17 protein-coding genes are annotated in these 17,604 nt (G+C 66.7%); 7 read left to right on the top strand and 10 right to left on the bottom strand.

Annotated elements, in window-relative coordinates:
• Positions 1–7: 7 nt before the first annotated feature.
• The 7 genes from K6T84_RS08890 to K6T84_RS08860 are packed head-to-tail and all read left to right on the top strand — an operon-like array spanning position 8 to position 8,217.
• Positions 8–814: an enoyl-CoA hydratase/isomerase family protein gene (locus K6T84_RS08890; RefSeq protein WP_225400591.1), complete on the top strand. Its 807-nt coding sequence runs from the start codon at positions 8–10 to the stop codon at positions 812–814.
• On the top strand, positions 811–1,593 hold the full coding sequence (locus tag K6T84_RS08885; protein WP_225400592.1) for an enoyl-CoA hydratase/isomerase family protein: 783 nt from the start codon (positions 811–813) through the stop codon (positions 1,591–1,593). The genes K6T84_RS08890 and K6T84_RS08885 overlap by 4 nt, the downstream gene beginning before the upstream one ends.
• Positions 1,593–3,050, top strand: coding sequence for a class I adenylate-forming enzyme family protein (locus K6T84_RS08880; protein ID WP_224862555.1), 1,458 nt, complete (start codon positions 1,593–1,595; stop codon positions 3,048–3,050). Before K6T84_RS08885 ends, K6T84_RS08880 begins: the two co-directional genes overlap by 1 nt.
• The gene (locus K6T84_RS08875; protein ID WP_224862557.1) at positions 3,040–4,545 is read left to right on the top strand and encodes a class I adenylate-forming enzyme family protein; all 1,506 of its coding nucleotides are present in this window, start codon (positions 3,040–3,042) and stop codon (positions 4,543–4,545) included. The genes K6T84_RS08880 and K6T84_RS08875 overlap by 11 nt, the downstream gene beginning before the upstream one ends.
• Positions 4,538–6,088 carry a class I adenylate-forming enzyme family protein gene (locus K6T84_RS08870; protein ID WP_225400593.1) on the top strand — a complete coding sequence of 517 codons (1,551 nt, stop codon included), beginning with the start codon at positions 4,538–4,540 and terminating at the stop codon, positions 6,086–6,088. The genes K6T84_RS08875 and K6T84_RS08870 overlap by 8 nt, the downstream gene beginning before the upstream one ends.
• On the top strand, positions 6,085–7,374 hold the full coding sequence (locus K6T84_RS08865; RefSeq protein WP_225400594.1) for a PE-PPE domain-containing protein: 1,290 nt from the start codon (positions 6,085–6,087) through the stop codon (positions 7,372–7,374). The genes K6T84_RS08870 and K6T84_RS08865 overlap by 4 nt, the downstream gene beginning before the upstream one ends.
• Before the next feature lie 21 nt (positions 7,375–7,395).
• Positions 7,396–8,217, top strand: a complete 822-nt coding sequence (locus K6T84_RS08860) for a mycofactocin-coupled SDR family oxidoreductase (RefSeq protein ID WP_225400595.1) — start codon at positions 7,396–7,398, stop codon at positions 8,215–8,217.
• Here K6T84_RS08860 and K6T84_RS08855 read toward each other — a convergent pair.
• The 10 genes from K6T84_RS08855 to K6T84_RS08810 all read right to left on the bottom strand — a co-directional run bounded on the left by K6T84_RS08855 (position 8,204) and on the right by K6T84_RS08810 (position 17,593).
• Entirely contained in the window at positions 8,204–9,766 is a 1,563-nt protein-coding gene (locus K6T84_RS08855; RefSeq protein WP_225400596.1) for an HNH endonuclease signature motif containing protein, read from the bottom strand. The two genes, K6T84_RS08860 and K6T84_RS08855, sit on opposite strands and share 14 nt — an antisense overlap.
• A 66-nt stretch (positions 9,767–9,832) precedes the next feature.
• Positions 9,833–10,222: a hypothetical protein gene (locus K6T84_RS08850; RefSeq protein WP_225400597.1), complete on the bottom strand. Its 390-nt coding sequence runs from the start codon at positions 10,220–10,222 to the stop codon at positions 9,833–9,835.
• Between the two features lie 15 nt (positions 10,223–10,237).
• On the bottom strand, positions 10,238–10,924 hold the full coding sequence (locus K6T84_RS08845) for a hypothetical protein (protein ID WP_224862567.1): 687 nt from the start codon (positions 10,922–10,924) through the stop codon (positions 10,238–10,240).
• Positions 10,921–11,049, bottom strand: coding sequence for a hypothetical protein (locus tag K6T84_RS08840; RefSeq protein WP_255612399.1), 129 nt, complete (start codon positions 11,047–11,049; stop codon positions 10,921–10,923). Before K6T84_RS08840 ends, K6T84_RS08845 begins: the two co-directional genes overlap by 4 nt.
• 17 nt (positions 11,050–11,066) lie before the next feature.
• Positions 11,067–11,861, bottom strand: coding sequence for a CbbQ/NirQ/NorQ/GpvN family protein (locus K6T84_RS08835; protein ID WP_225400599.1), 795 nt, complete (start codon positions 11,859–11,861; stop codon positions 11,067–11,069).
• A 16-nt stretch (positions 11,862–11,877) separates the two neighbouring features.
• Positions 11,878–13,386 (bottom strand): nitric oxide reductase activation protein NorD, encoded by a 1,509-nt coding sequence (locus K6T84_RS08830; RefSeq protein WP_224862570.1) that lies wholly within the window; start codon positions 13,384–13,386, stop codon positions 11,878–11,880.
• 145 nt (positions 13,387–13,531) lie between these two features.
• Positions 13,532–14,215 carry a hypothetical protein gene (locus K6T84_RS08825; RefSeq protein WP_225400600.1) on the bottom strand — a complete coding sequence of 228 codons (684 nt, stop codon included), beginning with the start codon at positions 14,213–14,215 and terminating at the stop codon, positions 13,532–13,534.
• 55 nt (positions 14,216–14,270) lie between these two features.
• Entirely contained in the window at positions 14,271–14,876 is a 606-nt protein-coding gene (locus tag K6T84_RS08820) for a TetR family transcriptional regulator (RefSeq protein ID WP_224862574.1), read from the bottom strand.
• A 72-nt stretch (positions 14,877–14,948) separates the two neighbouring features.
• Positions 14,949–16,400 carry a FadD3 family acyl-CoA ligase gene (locus K6T84_RS08815; RefSeq protein ID WP_255613008.1) on the bottom strand — a complete coding sequence of 484 codons (1,452 nt, stop codon included), beginning with the start codon at positions 16,398–16,400 and terminating at the stop codon, positions 14,949–14,951.
• Positions 16,401–16,402: 2 nt separating this feature from the next.
• Entirely contained in the window at positions 16,403–17,593 is a 1,191-nt protein-coding gene (locus K6T84_RS08810) for an amidohydrolase family protein (protein ID WP_224862576.1), read from the bottom strand.
• Between the last annotated feature and the right edge of the window lie 11 nt (positions 17,594–17,604).

Genomic DNA, 17,604 nt, shown 5'->3' with positions numbered 1-17,604 from the left:
ACCGCCGATGCCGACCTTCGACACCATCGACTACTCGGTGATCGAGCACACCGCCACGATCACGCTCAACCGCCCCGAGGCACTCAACGCCCTGAGCCCGCACATGGTCACCGAACTGCGGGCAGCCTACGCCGAAGCCGAGAACGACGATGCGGTGTGGCTGCTGATCGTGACCGGCAACGGCCGGGCGTTCTGCACCGGCGCCGACGTCAAGGAGATCCCCGGCGACGGCAAGGTCATCAACGAGCGGCCCTACCTGTCCACCTACGAACAGTGGGAGGCCCCTCAGGAGGGCACCCCGCCGTTCCGGACGATGGCAAAGCCGGTGTTGGCCGCCATCAACGGAATATGTTGTGGCGCGGGCCTGGACTGGGTCACCACCGGTGACATCGTGATCGCCTCGGACCGGGCGACGTTCTTCGACCCGCACGTGTCGATCGGACTGGTCGCCGGACGCGAGGTGGTGCGACTGGCCCGGGTGCTGCCCCGCTCGGTTGCACTGCGGATGGCGATCATGGGCAAACACGAGCGGATGGACGCCCAGCGCGCCTACGAACTCGGGATGATCAGCGAAGTGGTGGAGCACGACCGCTTGCTGGAGCGGGCCCATGAGATCGCCGGCATCGTGAACTCCAATGCCCCACTGGCGGTTCGCGGAACACGTTTGGCGATCCTCAAGGGCCTGGGCCTGCCGTTGCATGAAGCGGAGATGCTCGCCGAGGCGTTTCGGGAACGCAACCTGCACACCGCCGATTCCCTGGAGGGCCCACAAGCCTTCGTGGAGAAGCGCACACCGGATTGGCAGTGCCGATGAGCTTTCAAACCATTCTTCTCGACGTCGACGCGAGCGACCACGTCGCCACCATCACCTTGAACCGGCCGGAGCGGCTCAACGCGTTCAACCGCACCATGTGCGAGGAGATGATCGAGGCCTGGCGCATGGTCAAACTCGACGAGACCGTGCACGCCGTGGTCCTGCGCGCCGCCGGTGACCGGGCCTTCAGCGCCGGTCTGGATGTCAAGGAGCCCTATGGCCAGCCCGACAACGTCTGGAACCACGAGGATCCCGGCGAGGCGCTCAGCCCCAAGTGGCAGAAGATGTTCAAGCCGGTCATCTGCGCGGTACAGGGGTTGTGCACCGCCGGCGCGTTCTACTTCGTCAACGAATCCGATGTGGTGATCTGCTCGACCGACGCCACCTTCTTCGACTCCCACGTCTCGGCCGGACTGGTCTGTGCCCTCGAGCCGATCGGGCTGATGCGCCGGATCGGATTGGGCGATACCCTGCGGATCGCACTGATGGGCAACGACGAACGTGTCAGCGCCGAAACCGCGCTGCGGATCGAGCTGGTGACCGAAATCGTAGCCCGCGAACAACTCTGGGCCCGGGCACACCAGATCGCGGCCTGCATCGCGGCCAAGCCGCCGACGGCCACTCAAGGCACGGTCAAGGCGATCTGGGAATCACTGGACAAGCCCTACCGCGTCGCCATGGAGCAGAACCTGATCTATACCAGGCTGGGCAATCCGCTGGGCAAGGCCGAACTCGGCGCTTCGGGGCCGCGGCCCGCGGACCGGCCGCGGATCCGTTGATGGCGCACCCGCTGACGGAGCGGATCGCGGCGGTGCTCGACCTGGCACCCTCGGACCCGGCCGTCGAATACGACGGCGCCTGGTACACCTGGGCGCAGCTCGGCGAGACGGCGCGGGCGGTCGCCGCAGTGACCGAGCCCGGTGGCCGGGTCGGAATCCTGTTGCGCAACCGGCCCGCCCACGTCGCTGCTGTCCTCGGGGTGCTGCTGGGCGAAGGCTGCGTGGTGGTGATCAACCCGTCGCGCGGCGATGAGCGCACCCGCGCCGACATCGCCGCGCTGGGGTTGCCGGTGATCATCGGCGCGCCCGAGGATCTGGCCGCCCTGGTCACCACTGATACGTCCACGACGGTGGTGACCCTCACCGACCTGGCCGGGCCACCGCAGATCACCCGGGCCGCCGCGCCCCGCCCGGATGCCACACGCCCCGGTGTGGCGGTGTGGATGCTGACCAGCGGCACCACCGGACCGCCCAAGCGCGTCGACCTGCGCTATGACATGCTGGCGCACAGCGTAATCGGCTCCCCGCAGCCACCGGGGCAGCCGCGTCGAGGGGTGGCGATCGTCAACTCACCGTTGGTGCACATCGGCGGCGTATACCGGATCCTGCAATGTATGGCCGAGGCGAGATCCTTTGTGCTGCTGGATCGATTCGATCTGGAACGGTGGGCGGCCGCGGTCCGGACCCACCAGCCGAAGGCGGTCTCGCTGGTTCCGGCCGCGCTGCGCATGGTGCTGCACTCCGAGCTGAGCCGCGAGGATCTGGCAAGCGTGCGGGCGGTCACCTCGGGCACCGCACCGCTGTCTGCAGACGACGCCGACGCGTTCACCGAGAAGTTCGGAATTCCGGTACTCACGTCCTATGCCGCAACGGAATTCGGCGGCGGCGTAGCAGGGTGGACTCTGAAAGACTACCAGCAGCACTGGAAGGCCAAGCGTGGCAGCGTCGGCCGGGCCAGCCTGGGCGCCGCCTTGCGAGTGGTCGGCGACGACGGTGCGCCGCTCGGGCCCGATCAGCCCGGACTACTGGAGGTCAAGCCTGGTCAGCTCGGTCCGGGCGCGGACTGGATGCGCACCACCGACCTGGCCCGCATCGACGCCGACGGCTTCCTGTGGATCCTGGGCCGGGCGGATCAGGCCATCATCCGCGGGGGTTTCAAAGTGATGCCCGACGACGTGCGCGTCGCGCTGGAAACGCACCCGGCCGTCAAGGGTGCCGCGGTGGTGGGGAAGGCCGATGATCGCCTCGGTCAGACTCCGGTGGCCGCGGTCGAACTGCGCTCGGGAGCCCACGCCGACGCCGGGGTGCTGACCGCCTTCCTGAGCACCCGGTTGGCGCGCTACGAAATCCCCACCGCCATCACCATCGTCGACGCACTCCCACGAACACCCTCGGGCAAGGCCGATCTCAACGCGGTGCGTGAGCTGATCGGCGCGCGAGGCGAGCATGATCGCTGACACGCTGCCGCAGATCTGGCGCACCAAGGCCGGATCGCAGAGGCCCCTGCTTATCTGCGACTCCGAACGCCTCAGCTACGCCGAGGCCGACGCGCGCTCCGCAGCACTGGCCACACAGCTGATCTCGCTGGGCTGCGGCAAGGGCACCCACGTCGGTGTCCTGCACCCCAATGGTCCTGAGTTTGTGGTGGCAATGTTGGCCGCAGCGCGGATAGGCGCGGTAGTGGTGCCGCTGCCCACCATTGCGACGGCACCGGAACTGCGCGGGCAGCTGGTGCACAGTGACGTGCGAATCCTGCTCGCTGCGGAGTCTTATCGCTCCCACGACTACCGGCAACGGTTGGCCGAGGTGCTCACCGACGCCGCGGTCGGTGACGACCCGATCTACAGCGTTGCGGTACCGCAGCTGCGCCATGTGATCTTCGGATACTCGGCACCGGAGGTGGATGAGCTCCTGCCGGCGCTGGAAGACGATGTCGACCCCGACGATCCGCTGGCCATCATCTACACCTCAGGGTCGTCCGGCAACCCCAAAGGTGTGGTGCACACCCATGCCGGACTGATCGGCCATCAGCGCTACCTCAACCAGGTATGCGGAATCACTTCCACTGACATACATTTCAGCAACTCTCCGTTCTTCTGGGTCGGGGGTTTCGCCTTTGCGTTGCTGGGCACCGTGCTGGCCGGATCGACCCTGCTGTGCTCCAACGCCACCGACCCGAGCGAGACCCTGGATCTGCTGGAGGCCGAGAAACCCACCCTGGCAAATGGTTTCGCCAGCGGCGTCGCCGGCCTCATTCACCACCCGAGCCTGGGCACCCGGGATCTGTCCAGCGTGCGCCGCGGCAACCTCTACCCGATCATGGCTCCCGACGTGCGCCCTGAGGACCCCGGGTTGCGGCACGGCATGCTCGGGATGACCGAGACCGGCGGCCCGGTGCTGCTCAGCGATGACGTCACCGACCAGCCCGAGCACCGGCGCGGCAGCTTCGGCAAGCCCGCGCCGGGGATCGAATGCCGGGTCGACGACGGCGAGTTGCTGATCCGCGGACGTCATGTGATGCAGCGTTATCACCGGCGCAGCCGCGAGGAATGCTTCGACGCCGACGGCTGGTTCCACACCGGGGATCAGGTCCGCACCGATGCCGATGGCTTCTATTACTTTCTGGGCCGCCGCGACGCCATGATCAAGACTGCCGGCGCCAACGTCTCCCCGGCCGAAGTGGAGCGCGCGATCGCGAAGGTCACCGGCGGCGTCACCGCCCACGTGATCGGTATCCCCGACCCGGATCGCGGCCAGGTGGTGGCGGCCGTGCTGGTGGACGCCGGCCCCGACCCCGGTGCACTGCGCGAGCTGCTGCGTACGGAGCTCTCTGCGTACAAGATCCCCCGCCGGTTCATCAGCGTTGCGCCCGGAACGGTCCCGCTACTGGCCAGCGGCAAAGTCGATGGGCGCCGGCTGGCCGCGTTGTTCGCAGCGGTGTCGAATGCCTGACACCGCAACGATCGACGCACTGGTTCGCTCCGGTGCCGTCGGCTACGCGCACAAGCCGGCTGTGATCGATCCCGGCGCCCGGCTCAGCTACGCCGACCTGGACGCCTCATCGCGGGAACTGGCCGCGGCTCTGGTGCAGGCCGGTGTCGGCAAGGGCAGCCGGGTGGGCCTGGTCATGCCCAACAGCGTCGCCTGGGTCCGTACGGCGATCGCCGTGACCCGCATCGGCGCGGTGCTGGTTCCGCTGAGCACCCTGCTGACGCCCTCGGAACTGCGCGCACAACTGCGGGTGGCCGCGGTGCAGTTCCTGATCGGCGTCGAGGAGTTCCGTGGCCACCGGTACCTCGACGGCCTGCGTGACAGGCGCACGGTGGACCTTCCTGCGCTGCAACAGGTCTGGACTACCGAACACCTGTCATCACTTATCGCCGGCCCCGACCCGGTCCGGGTGTTCGACGCCATGACCGAGTCGGTGACACCCAGCGATCCGCTGGTGATCATGTTCACCTCCGGAAGCAGTGGCCCACCGAAGGGGGTGATGCACTCCCATGGCAGCGCCCTGGGGGCGGTGGCATCCGGCCTGGCCGCGCGCTGTATCACCACCGATACCCGGTTGTACCTGCCGATGCCGTTCTTCTGGGTCGGCGGCTTCGGCGGCGGCGTGCTCTCGGCACTGCTGGCCGGGGCGACCCTGGTCACCGAGGAGATCCCGAAGCCGCAGACCACGTTGAGTCTGCTGGAATCCGAACGGGTCACGTTGTTTCGCGGGTGGCCCGACCAGGCGCAGGAGTTGGCCCGGCACGCCGGCTCGGCCGACCTGTCGGCGCTGCGCCCCGGCAGCCTGGAGGCCCTGCTGCCACCGGCATTGCGCTCCGAACCCGGGGCGCGGGCCAACCTGTTCGGGATGACCGAGAGCTTCGGCCCGTACTGCGGCTACGCCGCCGACACCGACCTGCCGGCGGGGGCGTGGGGCAGCTGCGGGAAACCGTTTGACGGCATGGAGGTTCGGATCGTCGGTCCCGATACCGGGTTACCGGTCCCGGCCGGGACGGTCGGGGAGATCCAACTGCGCGGACCGCACACGCTGCGCGGCATCTGCGGCCGCAGCCGGGAGGACACCTTCACCGTCGACGGCTACTACCCCACCGGCGACCTGGGCCGTCTCGACGAAAACGGATTCCTCTTCTACCACGGCCGTTCGGACGACATGTTCAAGGTCAGCGGGGCCACGGTGTATCCCAGCGAGGTGGAGAAGGCGTTGCGGGCCATCGACGGTGTGCAAGCCGCGTTCGTGACATGCGTACCCGACGGCGACCGGTTCCGGGTGGGGGCGGCGATCTCCAGCGACGGGCTGACGGTCGGGTGGTTGCACGAACAGGCGCGGACGCTGTTGAGCGCCTTCAAGGTGCCGACGGTGTGGCTGCTCGTCGACAGTCCCGACGCCGTGCCACGCGGGCCGACCGGAAAGGTCGACAAACGGCGCCTGCGGGCGATGCTTGCCGTCGGCGGCTATGAGGCACTCGAGCCGGGAGGTCGTTCATGACACGTCGTCAGATGGTTGCGCTGGCCGGAAATGTGTTGGTATCGGCGGTGTTCTGCGCGCCACTCGCCTGGGCAGATAGCACCGACGGCCCCCTCAACGCGTTGATGATGGGCGGCACGGGTATGCCTACGCCGAGTCAGGCGTGGCGCGATGCGATCATCACCGACTACATCAACCCTGCGACCGGCGGTGACTACACCTCGGTACTGGTTCCCACTCCCGAATCCTTCGCCAGCCATTCGGTTCCCACCGGCCTGGCGAATCTGCAGGACGCGATCGCCGCCCAGCTCGCAGCGCAGCCCGGCCGACCGTTCGTCGTCGAGGGATATTCGCAGAGCGCCATGATCGCGGTGATGGAGAAAGCGCACCTGGCCGAACTCGCCGCGACCGGCCAGCCCGCCCCGGACGTCACGTTCGTTCTGCTCGGCTCGTCGAGCCGGCCCAACGGCGGCGAGGTGGCGCGCTTCGAGGGCCTGAACATCCCCGGACTGGGCGGCAGTTTTCCCGGTGCCGGACCAACCGACCTGGGCATCCACACCATCGACATCTCCAAGCAGTACGACTTCTTCTCGGACTTCCCGCAATACCCGTTGAACCTGGTGGCCGTGCTCAATTCGTTCTTCGGAATCATCTACGCCCACGCCGCCTACGGCGACGGCGCCATTCCGGGGGTTCCCGCAATCTGGCCTCCGTCGGACCCGTTGGCCGGGCCGTACGCCGACGAATACCTGCTCGGCTCCACCGACATCGTCCGGCAGGTGGAGGGCGACACCACGTTCTACCTGATCCCGTCGACCACCCTGCCGCTGCTGGGCCCACTGATGAGTTTGGGTGTGCCCCAACCTGTTCTCGACATCGTGCAACCGGCACTGCAGGTGATCATCGAAGCCGGCTACGACCGGTCGGTCCCCTTCGGCGAACCGACACCGATACAGCTCTTCCCCACCCTGGATCCGCTGACCTTCGGCATCGAGTTCGCGAAGGCCGTCGTACAAGGTGCTGACAATGCCGCCGCACTGTTCGGGATGCAACTGCCCGGATACGACACGATGGAAAACCTGCTGGCGCAAGCACAGTCGTGGTCGGAAGAGAATTTGGGCGTGTCCTACCACGACGCCGTGGCCCAGCTCAACGCCGACTTCAATCCGTTCACGATGTTCTTCGCCATCGAAGGACCGATCGGGCAGGCGATCCAGGATCTCCTGGATGTGACCGGCATCCAACAGGCCGTGATCGACCCGATCCTCGGATTCATCGGACCGTTCGGCGGTCTGTACACCAGTTGAACCAACAACGGAGGGAACGAAATGACAGGTCGACTGACCGACAAGGTGGCATTCATCACCGGTGCGGCGCGCGGACAGGGCCGGGCGCACGCGGTGCGGATGGCCGCCGAGGGCGCGGACATCATCGCTATCGACGTGGCGGGAAAACTGCCGGACTGCGTGCCCTATCTGCCGGCGAGCCCGGAGGATCTGGCCGAAACGGTGCGCCTGGTCGAAGAGACCGGCCGGCGCATCGTCTCCTCGGTGGTCGACACCCGCGACTACGACGGGTTGCGCGAGGCCGTCACCGACGGTGTGGGCAAGTTGGGACGACTGGACATCATCGTCGCCAACGCCGGTGTGGCGGCCCCGCAGGTCTGGAATGCCATCACCCCGGAGAACTTTCGCGACGTGATGGACATCAACGTCACCGGCACCTGGAATGCGGTGATGGCCGGCGCGCAGCACATCATCGATGGAAAGCGCGGCGGGTCGATCATCTTGATCAGTTCTGCCGCCGGTCTCAAGATGCAGCCGTTCATGGTGCACTACACGGCCAGCAAGCACGCCGTCACGGGCATGGCCCGCGCCTTCGCCGCCGAACTGGGCAAGCATTCGATTCGGGTGAACAGCCTGCATCCGGGCGCGGTCAATACCCCGATGGGCACCGGGGACATGATGGCGGCATTGCACACGGCCAACGAAACCAACCCGGGCCTCATCAACATGGTGACGCCATTCCTGCCCGATTACATTGCCGAGCCCGAAGACATCGCCGACGCCGTGTGCTGGCTGGCCGGCGACGAGTCGCGCATGGTCACCGCAGCGGGGATCGCGGTCGATCTGGGCTCTACCCAGTACTGAGCAGGTCGTCGTCGGTAAGGCCGTATCGCTCGGCGATCTCGTCGTAGTCCATGGCGTCGTAGCTGCGCAGCAGCCCTTCGTAGGCTTCGTCGTAGCCGGGTTCGCCGGGTAGGGGTTCGTCGAGGTCCGGCCAGCCTGGTGGTGGTGGTTTGGGGTCGGGCGGTTCAGCCTCAGGTGCGGCTCGGTGGTAGTCGATGGTGGCTTCGATGAGGTGGAAGGGGTTGATGCGGGGTTGGTCGTGGTCGAGTGCCGGTGGGGGGATCCATTCGACGCGGCCGGTGTCACCGAGTTGGGTGGTCCAGCCCTGTTCGGTGGCCATCCGGTTGTCGGGGGCGCAGGCCAGGGTCAGGTCATCGATATCGGTGTGGCCGTTGTCGGCCCATTCGCGCATGTGGTGGGCCTGGGTCAGATACCCCGAGACGGTGCAGCCTGGTCGGGTGCAGCCGCCGTCGCGGGCGTGCAGCACGATGCGCTGATCGGCGGAGGCGAGGCGTTTGCTGCGGCCCAGCCATAGGGCTCGGCCGTGGTCGTCGAAGATCGTGAGGTAATGATGCGCGTGGGAAGCCATCCGCAGCAGGTCGCTCATCGGCAGCAGGGATCCGCCGGCGGTGTGGGCCGTGCCGGTGGCGGCCTGCAACTGCGCCAGGGTGGTGGAGACGATCACGGTGACCGGTAGGCCGTTGAGTTGCCCGAGGTCCCCACACGCCAGGGTGGCCCGCAGGGCGGCCAGCAGCGCGTCGTGCTGGCGTTGGTCGCGGGTGCGGTGATCGGCCTCGATCTGCTCCTGGCTAGGGGTGCCGGACACGCAGGGTTGTTCGTCGGCGGCGTTGCACATCCCCGGGGCGGCCAGTTTGGCCAGCACCGGCTCCAGGGTGGCCCGCAGCTCCGCGTTGATCGTGCCACTGACGGTGCTCAATCCGTCGGGGCGTTGTGGACCCAGTCGCAGGCTGCGTTGGGCTTGCCGTGCGCGGTCGTCGGGCTCGTCGCCGTCTTGATCCAACACCGCGATCAGGTGCACCGCCAGGCGCTGGAAGGTCTCCGGGGCGAACAGTGCCGCCATTTCGGCCAGGTCGCGTTCGGCGCGCTCCCGATCCGTGGCAGCCACACCGGCGGGGATCTTGTTCATCGCTTTGACCGCGATCGCCACGTGCTCGGGCCCGATGCGCCCGGCGGCTTGGGCGGCAGCCAGGCTGGGCAGCACCGGGGCCAGAGGTTCACCGCTGAGGGCGGTGCGCGGACCCAATACCTTGGCTTCCTCGATGCGCCGGCGGGCTTGTGTGGCGCTGATCCGCAACCGCTCACCCAGGGCCTTGGCCAGCGAGCACCCCGCCAGCGCCTCGCTATGGCCCTCGGCCAGGAAGCGGGCCACGATCTGGTGGTCGACCGACGGGGCCTGCCGGGCCAGCGCCTCGCGGCGGGCCAGCACCTCCACCAGCTCCTGCGGGCTCAACGCATCGAAGGAACACCGCGCCAACAGGGCATGGGCGGCCTCCATCGCCTCCAGGCACCCCATGACGGTGTCCCGATCAGCGAACGCATCCCTACCCATAAATCGAACACTAGTGCGACGGTCCGACAGAAAACCGCCCGGATCCGGGCCCGAAAACTAAGACTTCTATGAGGAATTCTGCCGGGCCAGTCGCTCGTCGTGCAGGCGCACCAGCTCCCGGAAACCCAGCCGGTGATACTGCGGGACGGGCTGAATCCCCCACTGGTCACGGGCGGTGTCCTTGCCCTCGGCCCCTTCCGGTGGGCCGAGCGGCGGGTAGGGGTGCTTGCACTCCAGGGTGTCGTCGGAGAACCGGTTCTTGAGCAGTTCGCTGCAGATCTGGGTGAGGCTCAGCGTCGGGTAGCCGTAGTAGACCGCCATGAACGGCAGCGTGAAGGCCCCTTCGATGACCAGCGCGACCAGGCACACCAGGGTGGCGCGCTTGATCCACTTGTGCATCCGTGCGTAGTACGCCGTGGTGCCCGGCGGAAGTTCGTCGGCAACAACATCGTCCATCGTCGTGCTCCTCGATCAGTCGGTGAAGATTTCGCGGTTGACGGTGTGCAGGTACGGGATCGCCAAAAACGGTGTGATGTAGAAGATGTCGTAGAGCCACCAGCCGATCACCGGGAAAACCACACCGGCATAACGCACATCGGCGTACATAGTCATGTTGAACACGTAGAGGACCCAGATGAGTACACCCATCCAGCAGGTGATCACCATCCACTGCTGACCCCACCGCTTCATCTGCAGGAACCCGATCGCCGCGGCACAGCGCATGGCGAACACCGTGAGGATCATGCCGAAGACCATCGATTTCTCACCGGGGGCCGCCGCGCCGCCGATCCACAACTCGTTGTAGTGCCAGAAGTACCCGGCGTCGAACATCGAGCCCCAGCCGACCATCAACACCCGGTTGATCAGCGTGTGGTTGGCGATCAGATCCAGCGACCAACCCAGGCTGTTGAGCATGCCGTCGATCAGCACCAGGTACCCGATCAGCGTGACGATCATCGGTCGCACCGACAGGCCGGCCCGGGTGGCCTCGCGCTGTAGCCAGACGCCGCGCATGAAGATCGGGAAGCCCAGCAGTCCCGGGACCCACATGCCCATCAGCGCCGCGCCGGCGATCATCCAGCGGTCGGCCCGCCACTGGGCGGCCCGGGACTGCTCCTGATGATCCTGCAGACCGACGAAGTCCGCCGGCGCCGTCACAGTGACCACCAGCCGCGCGCGAAGGACATGTACAGCTGAATGCCGAACATGATGGCCAAATAGCCGTAGATGAAAATCTGAAAGACGATCAGTGCTCTCTTGCGCCGCTGCTCCTGCTGGTCCATGTCTGCGACTTCCCTTCCTAGTGGTCCTGTTTCGGATTCAGGAACACACCGGCCGCGACTTCACGCAGCCCGTCGTGAATCCCGCCGTCGGTGGACAGCGGCGCGAGGATGCAGGCGTCGGCGGCTTCGATCTCAGTCGCCCCGTCGGCCACCAACTGGGCCGCGCTGACCAGCGCCCGGGTCGACGGGGGCTCATAGTGGAATGCCTGATCCGCGTTGCGAAGCGCCTCGGCGCACGCGACGAGCCGATCGGCGACCGCTGGCTCTACGCCGGTCTCCGCAACGACCACGGCCGCTTCGCGAGCCGGCGGCAGGTAGTCCATGCCCAGGGTGGCGAAGCGCTGCCGGAATGACGGCTTGAGCTCCTTGAGCGAGCTTCGGTAGGCCGGATTGTAGGAGCAGACCAGCATGAAAGTGTCGGGGGCCGTGACTACTTCGCCCGACCGATCCAAAAACAGGCTGCGCCGGTGATCGGTCAGGGAATGCAATATCGCCAATGAGTCATGCCTTGCCTCCACGACTTCGTCGAGGTAACAGATGGCGCCCGCCTTGACCGCCCTGGTCAGCGGTCCGTCGGTCCACTGCACGTCCCCGCCTGCCACGGTGAACCGGCCCACCAGGTCAGAACTGGTCAGGTCGTCGTGGCAGCTGATGGTGACCACCGGACGCCCCAGCAGCACGCCCATGTGCTCGACCAGCCTCGTCTTGCCGCACCCCGTCGGCCCGGTCAGCATCACCGGAATTCTCCGGCGGTAAGCCCTTTCGAACAGCTGCACCTCATTGCCGTTGGCCAGGTAGGTCTCGCTCGTCATCGTCTCCTCCATTCGCTTATGCGGCAACCAATTCGCGGTGCACGTGCGCCAGCACGCGTGGCAGTTCCTCGATGCGCCGTATGCGCCTGCTGCAGCGGTCTCCGAACACCTCCGGCAGTGGGTCGACACGGACCGGGCCCACACCGACGTAGTACACGCAGACCCCGGCCTCGTTGGCCTCGCCGACCGCGTGGGCCACGTCGGCCCAGGCGTAGCGGCCCTCATAGCCTTCGTCGGACATCAGGCCGTCGCCGATCACGATCAGCAGCCGCCGCTGCGCCGGTTGTCCGACAAGCCGGCTGGTCAGGTGACGCAGCGGCGCGCCCAGCCGGGTGTAGCCGCCGGCCAGCAGACCCAGGTCGCTGGGGGCCACAAACCTGCGATCCCCGAAGTCCTTGAGGCAGTGCACCGCCACGCGGTGCCGGGTGTTGCCGGTGAAGGCGAAGACACCGTGGCGCTGGTGCGCGCGGGTCATCGCACCCGACAGTGCGTCCGCGCAGGCCAGTTCCAGACGGAACAGCCGGCCGCCGTGTACCCCCAGCGATGAGCTCGCATCCAGCAGCAGAGCGGTCGTCACGTCCCGGCCCGAGGGAAGGAGCTCACGGAAGATCCGCGGTTCATCGGCATGGCCGGTCAGCGTGTCGAGGTGGTGTCTGACGTAGGCGTCGACGTCGAGGTCGCTACCGTCCGGCAGTCCGCCGGCCATCGCCCGAACAGTGCTCTGCTCGAACCACTTCCGCAGATCGGTTCGGACCGAGTCGGGTGCCGTGCGGCGCGCGGTCCAGGCCTGTTCGACGACGGCGACATGGTCGGGCAGGAAGCTACCGGTGTGGGTGTTCCATTCGGGGTACGGGATGCCCGGCCGGCGATCCGCGCAGGTGTACGTGTCGTCTTCACCGGGCCTGCTCGGGGGTGGCAGATTGGTGTTGCGCACCCCGCCCTCACCGCCGACCGGAACCGAATAGGCTCGGGGACGGCGCTTCTGCGTGCTGGACCAGGGCATCCGGCCCAGCCGGCGCACCGACTCGCCCAGCCCGCCGGGTGCCGTCCACGCCGCCGGCAGGGTTCCCACCAAGGGATGCCAGGCCAAATCCTGTCTGGATCTTGCCAATTCGATGGCGCGATCGAAGATCGCGGTGGCCGGCAGATCCGCGTCGACGGGCTCAAGGTCGCCCAGTATCCGGTTCAGCTCGGGCAGCAGCCCGGGCCAACGGCGTCCCACCCAGCCCAGCGCCACCTGCGCTTCGACAACTGTCAGGGCCCGCAGCTCGCGCGACGTCAAGTCCGCCAGCCGGTATGACGCGATCCGTTCTTTGGACGGTGAGCATTGCAGCGCCACACCGCAGGTCAGCGTCCGGCGGGTCCAGTCCTGCGCCACGGGGTGTGGGACCTCGACGGTGGTCAGCGTGGTATTCACGCCGAATCCGCGTTTGGCTCCGGTTACCAGGCGCGCACCGTCGCGACGCCGATCGCTCAGCGCGACAGCGGTCAGCGCGCAGCTGCCCTCCAGCTCCAACGGGTTCACGACGTGGATTCCCTCGCGGCTCAGAACGTTCCGATGGAATCGAACATCCAGTACCAGAACGCGATGATCGCGGCGGTGCCGCCCCATGCGGCGACGTAGCGTAGGATCTCCCAGATCCAGGCCATCAGAACCTCCTATCGTCTTCTCAATCCGAGAAGATCTCGCGATTGACGGTGTGCAGGTACGGGATCGCCAAAAACGGCGTGATGTAGAAGATGTCGTAGAGCCACCAGCCGATCACCGGGAAAACCACACCGGCATAACGCACATCGGCGTACATGGTCATGTTGAACACGTAACCGACCCAGATCACCACACCCATCCAGCAGGTGATCACCATCCACTGCTGACCCCACCGCTTCATCTGCAGAAACGCGATCGCGGCGGCGATCCGCATGGTGAAGACGGTGAGGATCAGTGCGGCTTCCCATGCCTTCTCACCGGGTCCGGCCGCGCCACCGACCCACAACTCGTTGTAGTGCCAGAAATATCCGGCGTCGAACATCGCCCCCCAGCCGTTGAGCAGCACGCGGGCCAGCAGGGTGTGGTGGGCCACCAGATCCAGCGCCCAGCCCATCGCGTTGATCGCGGCATCGATGATGACCAGATAGCCCAACAGGGTCACCAGCATCGGCCGCACGGCCAGTCCGTCGCGCTGAGCTGTGTGCTGCAACCAGATTCCCCGCAGGAACAGCGGCAGGCCGAACACACCGGCGGCCGCCGTACCGATCAGGATGCCGCCGGAGGTGAGCCACTTGTCGGCGCGACGCTGAGCGGCCCGCGACAGCTCCAGGTGCTCATCGAGCGAGTTCTGCTGTGCGGTAGGCAACGCTTCCTCCCCCCTCGCCGTGTCGGCCGCCTATGACGGTAGGCAAGTCACTGACTTAAGTCAATGACTTTTGCGCGCGACGCAGGTAGTCGTCGACCAGGTCCTGCCGCGTCGGCCAGGCGTGCGTGGTGATCAGCAGCGCGTAGAGCCCCAGCAGGAAGAAGATGGCACTGTTCATTGCGACCACCTCGGCGTCGATCTCGCCGCGGCTGCGCGCGAGCTCGATCTGCTCGGCCACCAGCACGATCAACGGGTGGTCCTCGCCTTCGGACGCCACCGGTCGGGTCGGGGAGAAATGCAGTGCCAGGAAGTCGGTGAAGAGCGGATCGCCCAGTCGGCGCTCCAGGTCCATGATCAGCCGGGCCGCCTCGGCCAGCACCTCCGAAATATCATGCGGTGCTTTGAGGTAACTCCGGAACTGCTTGGCGATCCGCTCCTCCTCGCGCAGCTCCACCTCCAGCAGGACATGCTCCTTGGTGGGGAAGTGGAAGAAGAACGTGCCGTGCGCGACGCCCGCAGCGGCCACGATGGCGCCGACGTCGGCCTGGGCCATGCCGGTCCGCTTGAACTCGGCGGTGGCGGCACCCAACAGACGCTCACGCGTCTGCAGGCGCTTGGCCTCACGTGCCGTCATCTTCTCTGACTTGTTTGCCACCGCCATGCCTGGTTCCCTCTGCCGACCGACCGGGTAACGACAGTATCGCCCCGGGGCCGCCGGGCCAACCACGTTGACTTAAGTCAGGCTTTGCTTGTCCACTTTGCCGGTGGCGTTCAGCGGCAGCCGGTCGACGAAACGCACCGACCGCGGGACCTTGAAACCGGCCATCCGGTCGCGGCTCCAGGCGATCAGCTCGGATTCGGTGAGCGCAGGACCATCGGCAGCGGCCACCACATACGCCCGGCCGACTTGGCCGAGCCGCTCGTCGGGAACGCCGATCACCGCGACCTGCGCTATCCCGGGATGCTCCAGCAGGAAACCCTCGATCTCGGCGGGGTAGGCATTGAAGCCGCCGACGATGAACATCTCCTTCTTGCGGCCCACGATCCGCAATCGCCCTGCCCCGTCCAGGGTTCCGATGTCGCCGGTGTGCAGCCAGCCTTGCGCGTCGATCGCCTCGGCAGTGGCCTCCGGGTCATCAAGATAGCCGGCCATCACGTTGTAGCCGCGCACCAGAACCTCGCCGGCCTCGCCGTCGCCGTCGCCGTCGATCCGAACCTCGATGTCCTCGCAGGCCCGGCCGGCGGTGGTCGCGATGTCCTCGAAGGAGTCCCCGCGCCGCGAGGCCGTCACGGTCCCGGCCTCGGTGAGCCCGTACCCGGTCATGATCGATCCGAACGGCAGCTCGCTGCGGATCCGCCGGATCAGGTCCACCGGAATGTCCGCGGCACCGGTGACCGCGGCGCGCAGTGACGACAGGTCACGCCCGGCGGCGCCGCCCAGCAGTGAGTGGTACAGGGTCGGCGGCCCGGGCAGCATCGTGATGCGTTCGCGTTCAATGATTTCCAGCACGTCATCGACGTCGAAGACCCGCAACGGGTACATCGTGGCGCCCCGAATACAAGAGGCGATACAGCCCGCCTTGTAGCCGAAGGTGTGGAAGAACGGGTTGACCATCAGGTAGCGGTCGCCCTCGCGCAGGTCGGCCAGGTCGCACCATTCGGCATAGAGCCGCAGGTTCTGCTGATGGCTCATCATCACGCCCTTGGGGCGACCGGTCGTACCCGAGGTGAAGATGATGTCGGCGATATCAGCACCGTCGCCGGCACACACCAGCGGCGAGCCGTCCAGGAAGCCCGATCTCAGGTCGATGACCGGGACCCCGGGCGGCGCGGTGAAATCCATCCCGAGGAAACCCTTTTCGACCAGGACCAGCTTCGCCCCACTGCGGGCGATGATGTCCGCGGCCTCGGCGGCCTTGAACCTGGTGTTGACCGGCACCAGTACGCCGCCGGCGGTGAGCAGACCGAATGCCGCGATGATCCATTCCGCACAGTTGGGCGCCCAGATCGCGGCACGATCGCCCTTAGCGATGCCGGCCGCGGCGAATGCCCCTGCCGCGCAACGGACCCGGTCGGCCAGCTCGGCAAAGCTCAGCCGAACATCGCCGTCGACGATCGCCCCGGCATCCCCGAAGCGATCGCCGGCGCTCAAGACCATCTCGGGGATGGTCTGCCAGCGTGGCACTCCTAGACGGTTACGAGGCGACCGAGGTTGCCGCCCATGATCTTGGCCTGGTCGTCGACAGGAAGGTGCGACAGCGCCGTCACGTAGTGCGTCGGCTCGGCCAGGCCCTCCGGGTGCGGCCAGTCGGAGCCGTAGAGCACCTGGTCCACGCCGATCAGGCTGATCAGGTCGTCGATGCCGTCTTCGTAGAAGGGGCTGACGTAGATCCGGTTCTTGATCTCTTCCATCGGGTTGCCCATAAAGGCTTCGGGCGCCTTCTTGTACACCTCGGCCATGGAGTCCAACAGCGGGGTCATCCACTTCGACCCGGCCTCGACAATGCCCACCTTGAGCTTGGGGTGGCGGAACAGCGCGCCGTGAATCACCCAGGACGCCACGGCGTCCTGGATCGGACGCCACTCGTTGAGGATCTGCATGGCGTTGGTCTGGAACGGCAGCATCTCTTGGGCGGCGCCGTCCCACTCCGAGGTGTAGCGGGAGTAGCCGCTGTCCGAGGAGTGCATGCCGACGAACACGTCGTACTCGACGCACTTCGCCCAGAACGGGTCGAACTCGGGAAGCGCGAAGGACCGCGGCCCGCGGAAGCCGGGCACCGGCGCCGGGCGGATCAGGATGGCGCGAGCACCGCGCTTGACCGCCCAGTCCAGCTCCTCGATCGCCTTCTCGACGATGGGCAGGGTGATGACCGGCGTGGTGAAGATCCGGTTCTTGTAGTTGAAGCCCCAGACCTCGTCGAGCCACTGGTTGAGCGAGTGGATGATGACGTGGATCGCGACCGGGTCGTCGCGCAGCCGCTCCTCGATCAGGCTGGCCAGGGTCGGGAACATCAGCGAGCGGTCGACGCCGAGCTGGTCCATCAACTCCAGGCGCGGCCCGGGCTCGAAGAACGCCGGGATCGAGCGCATCGGCTCACCGAACAGCTCCCGCTTGCTCTTGCCGTCGGGGTTGCCGAACTTGAAGTACTCCTCCCAGGCACCCGGCTTGGCCACCACCGAGAACGTCGGGTTGGGGATGTACTCGCTGATCTGGCCGCGGATGGCGATCTTGGTGCGGCCGTTGATCTCGACGTACTGGACGATGTCCTTGTACTCCTTGGGCAGGTACTTGGTCATCGCCTCCGGTGGCTCATAGAGGTGGTTGTCCGCGTCGAACAACGGGAAGGGGATCTCGACGCGGTGTGACAGTTGACCCATGAAACACTCCT

The sequence above is a fragment of the Mycobacterium zoologicum genome (genome assembly GCF_020181635.2).
In the GTDB taxonomy this organism is placed as follows: domain Bacteria; phylum Actinomycetota; class Actinomycetes; order Mycobacteriales; family Mycobacteriaceae; genus Mycobacterium; species Mycobacterium zoologicum.
Note: the sequence above shows the minus strand (reverse complement) of the source record. Positions and strands in the feature narration are given on the sequence as shown.

Coding starts and splice junctions, on each gene's coding strand:
- K6T84_RS08860 (WP_225400595.1), top strand. CDS start 7,396: ATGACAGGTCGACTGACCGACAAGGTGGCATTCATCACCGGTGCGGCG.
- K6T84_RS08880 (WP_224862555.1), top strand. CDS start 1,593: ATGGCGCACCCGCTGACGGAGCGGATCGCGGCGGTGCTCGACCTGGCA.
- K6T84_RS08810 (WP_224862576.1), bottom strand. CDS start 17,593: ATGGGTCAACTGTCACACCGCGTCGAGATCCCCTTCCCGTTGTTCGAC.
- K6T84_RS08875 (WP_224862557.1), top strand. CDS start 3,040: ATGATCGCTGACACGCTGCCGCAGATCTGGCGCACCAAGGCCGGATCG.
- K6T84_RS08865 (WP_225400594.1), top strand. CDS start 6,085: ATGACACGTCGTCAGATGGTTGCGCTGGCCGGAAATGTGTTGGTATCG.
- K6T84_RS08890 (WP_225400591.1), top strand. CDS start 8: ATGCCGACCTTCGACACCATCGACTACTCGGTGATCGAGCACACCGCC.
- K6T84_RS08855 (WP_225400596.1), bottom strand. CDS start 9,766: ATGGGTAGGGATGCGTTCGCTGATCGGGACACCGTCATGGGGTGCCTG.
- K6T84_RS08870 (WP_225400593.1), top strand. CDS start 4,538: ATGCCTGACACCGCAACGATCGACGCACTGGTTCGCTCCGGTGCCGTC.
- K6T84_RS08835 (WP_225400599.1), bottom strand. CDS start 11,861: ATGACGAGCGAGACCTACCTGGCCAACGGCAATGAGGTGCAGCTGTTC.
- K6T84_RS08820 (WP_224862574.1), bottom strand. CDS start 14,876: ATGGCGGTGGCAAACAAGTCAGAGAAGATGACGGCACGTGAGGCCAAG.
- K6T84_RS08885 (WP_225400592.1), top strand. CDS start 811: ATGAGCTTTCAAACCATTCTTCTCGACGTCGACGCGAGCGACCACGTC.
- K6T84_RS08850 (WP_225400597.1), bottom strand. CDS start 10,222: ATGGACGATGTTGTTGCCGACGAACTTCCGCCGGGCACCACGGCGTAC.
- K6T84_RS08840 (WP_255612399.1), bottom strand. CDS start 11,049: ATGGACCAGCAGGAGCAGCGGCGCAAGAGAGCACTGATCGTCTTTCAG.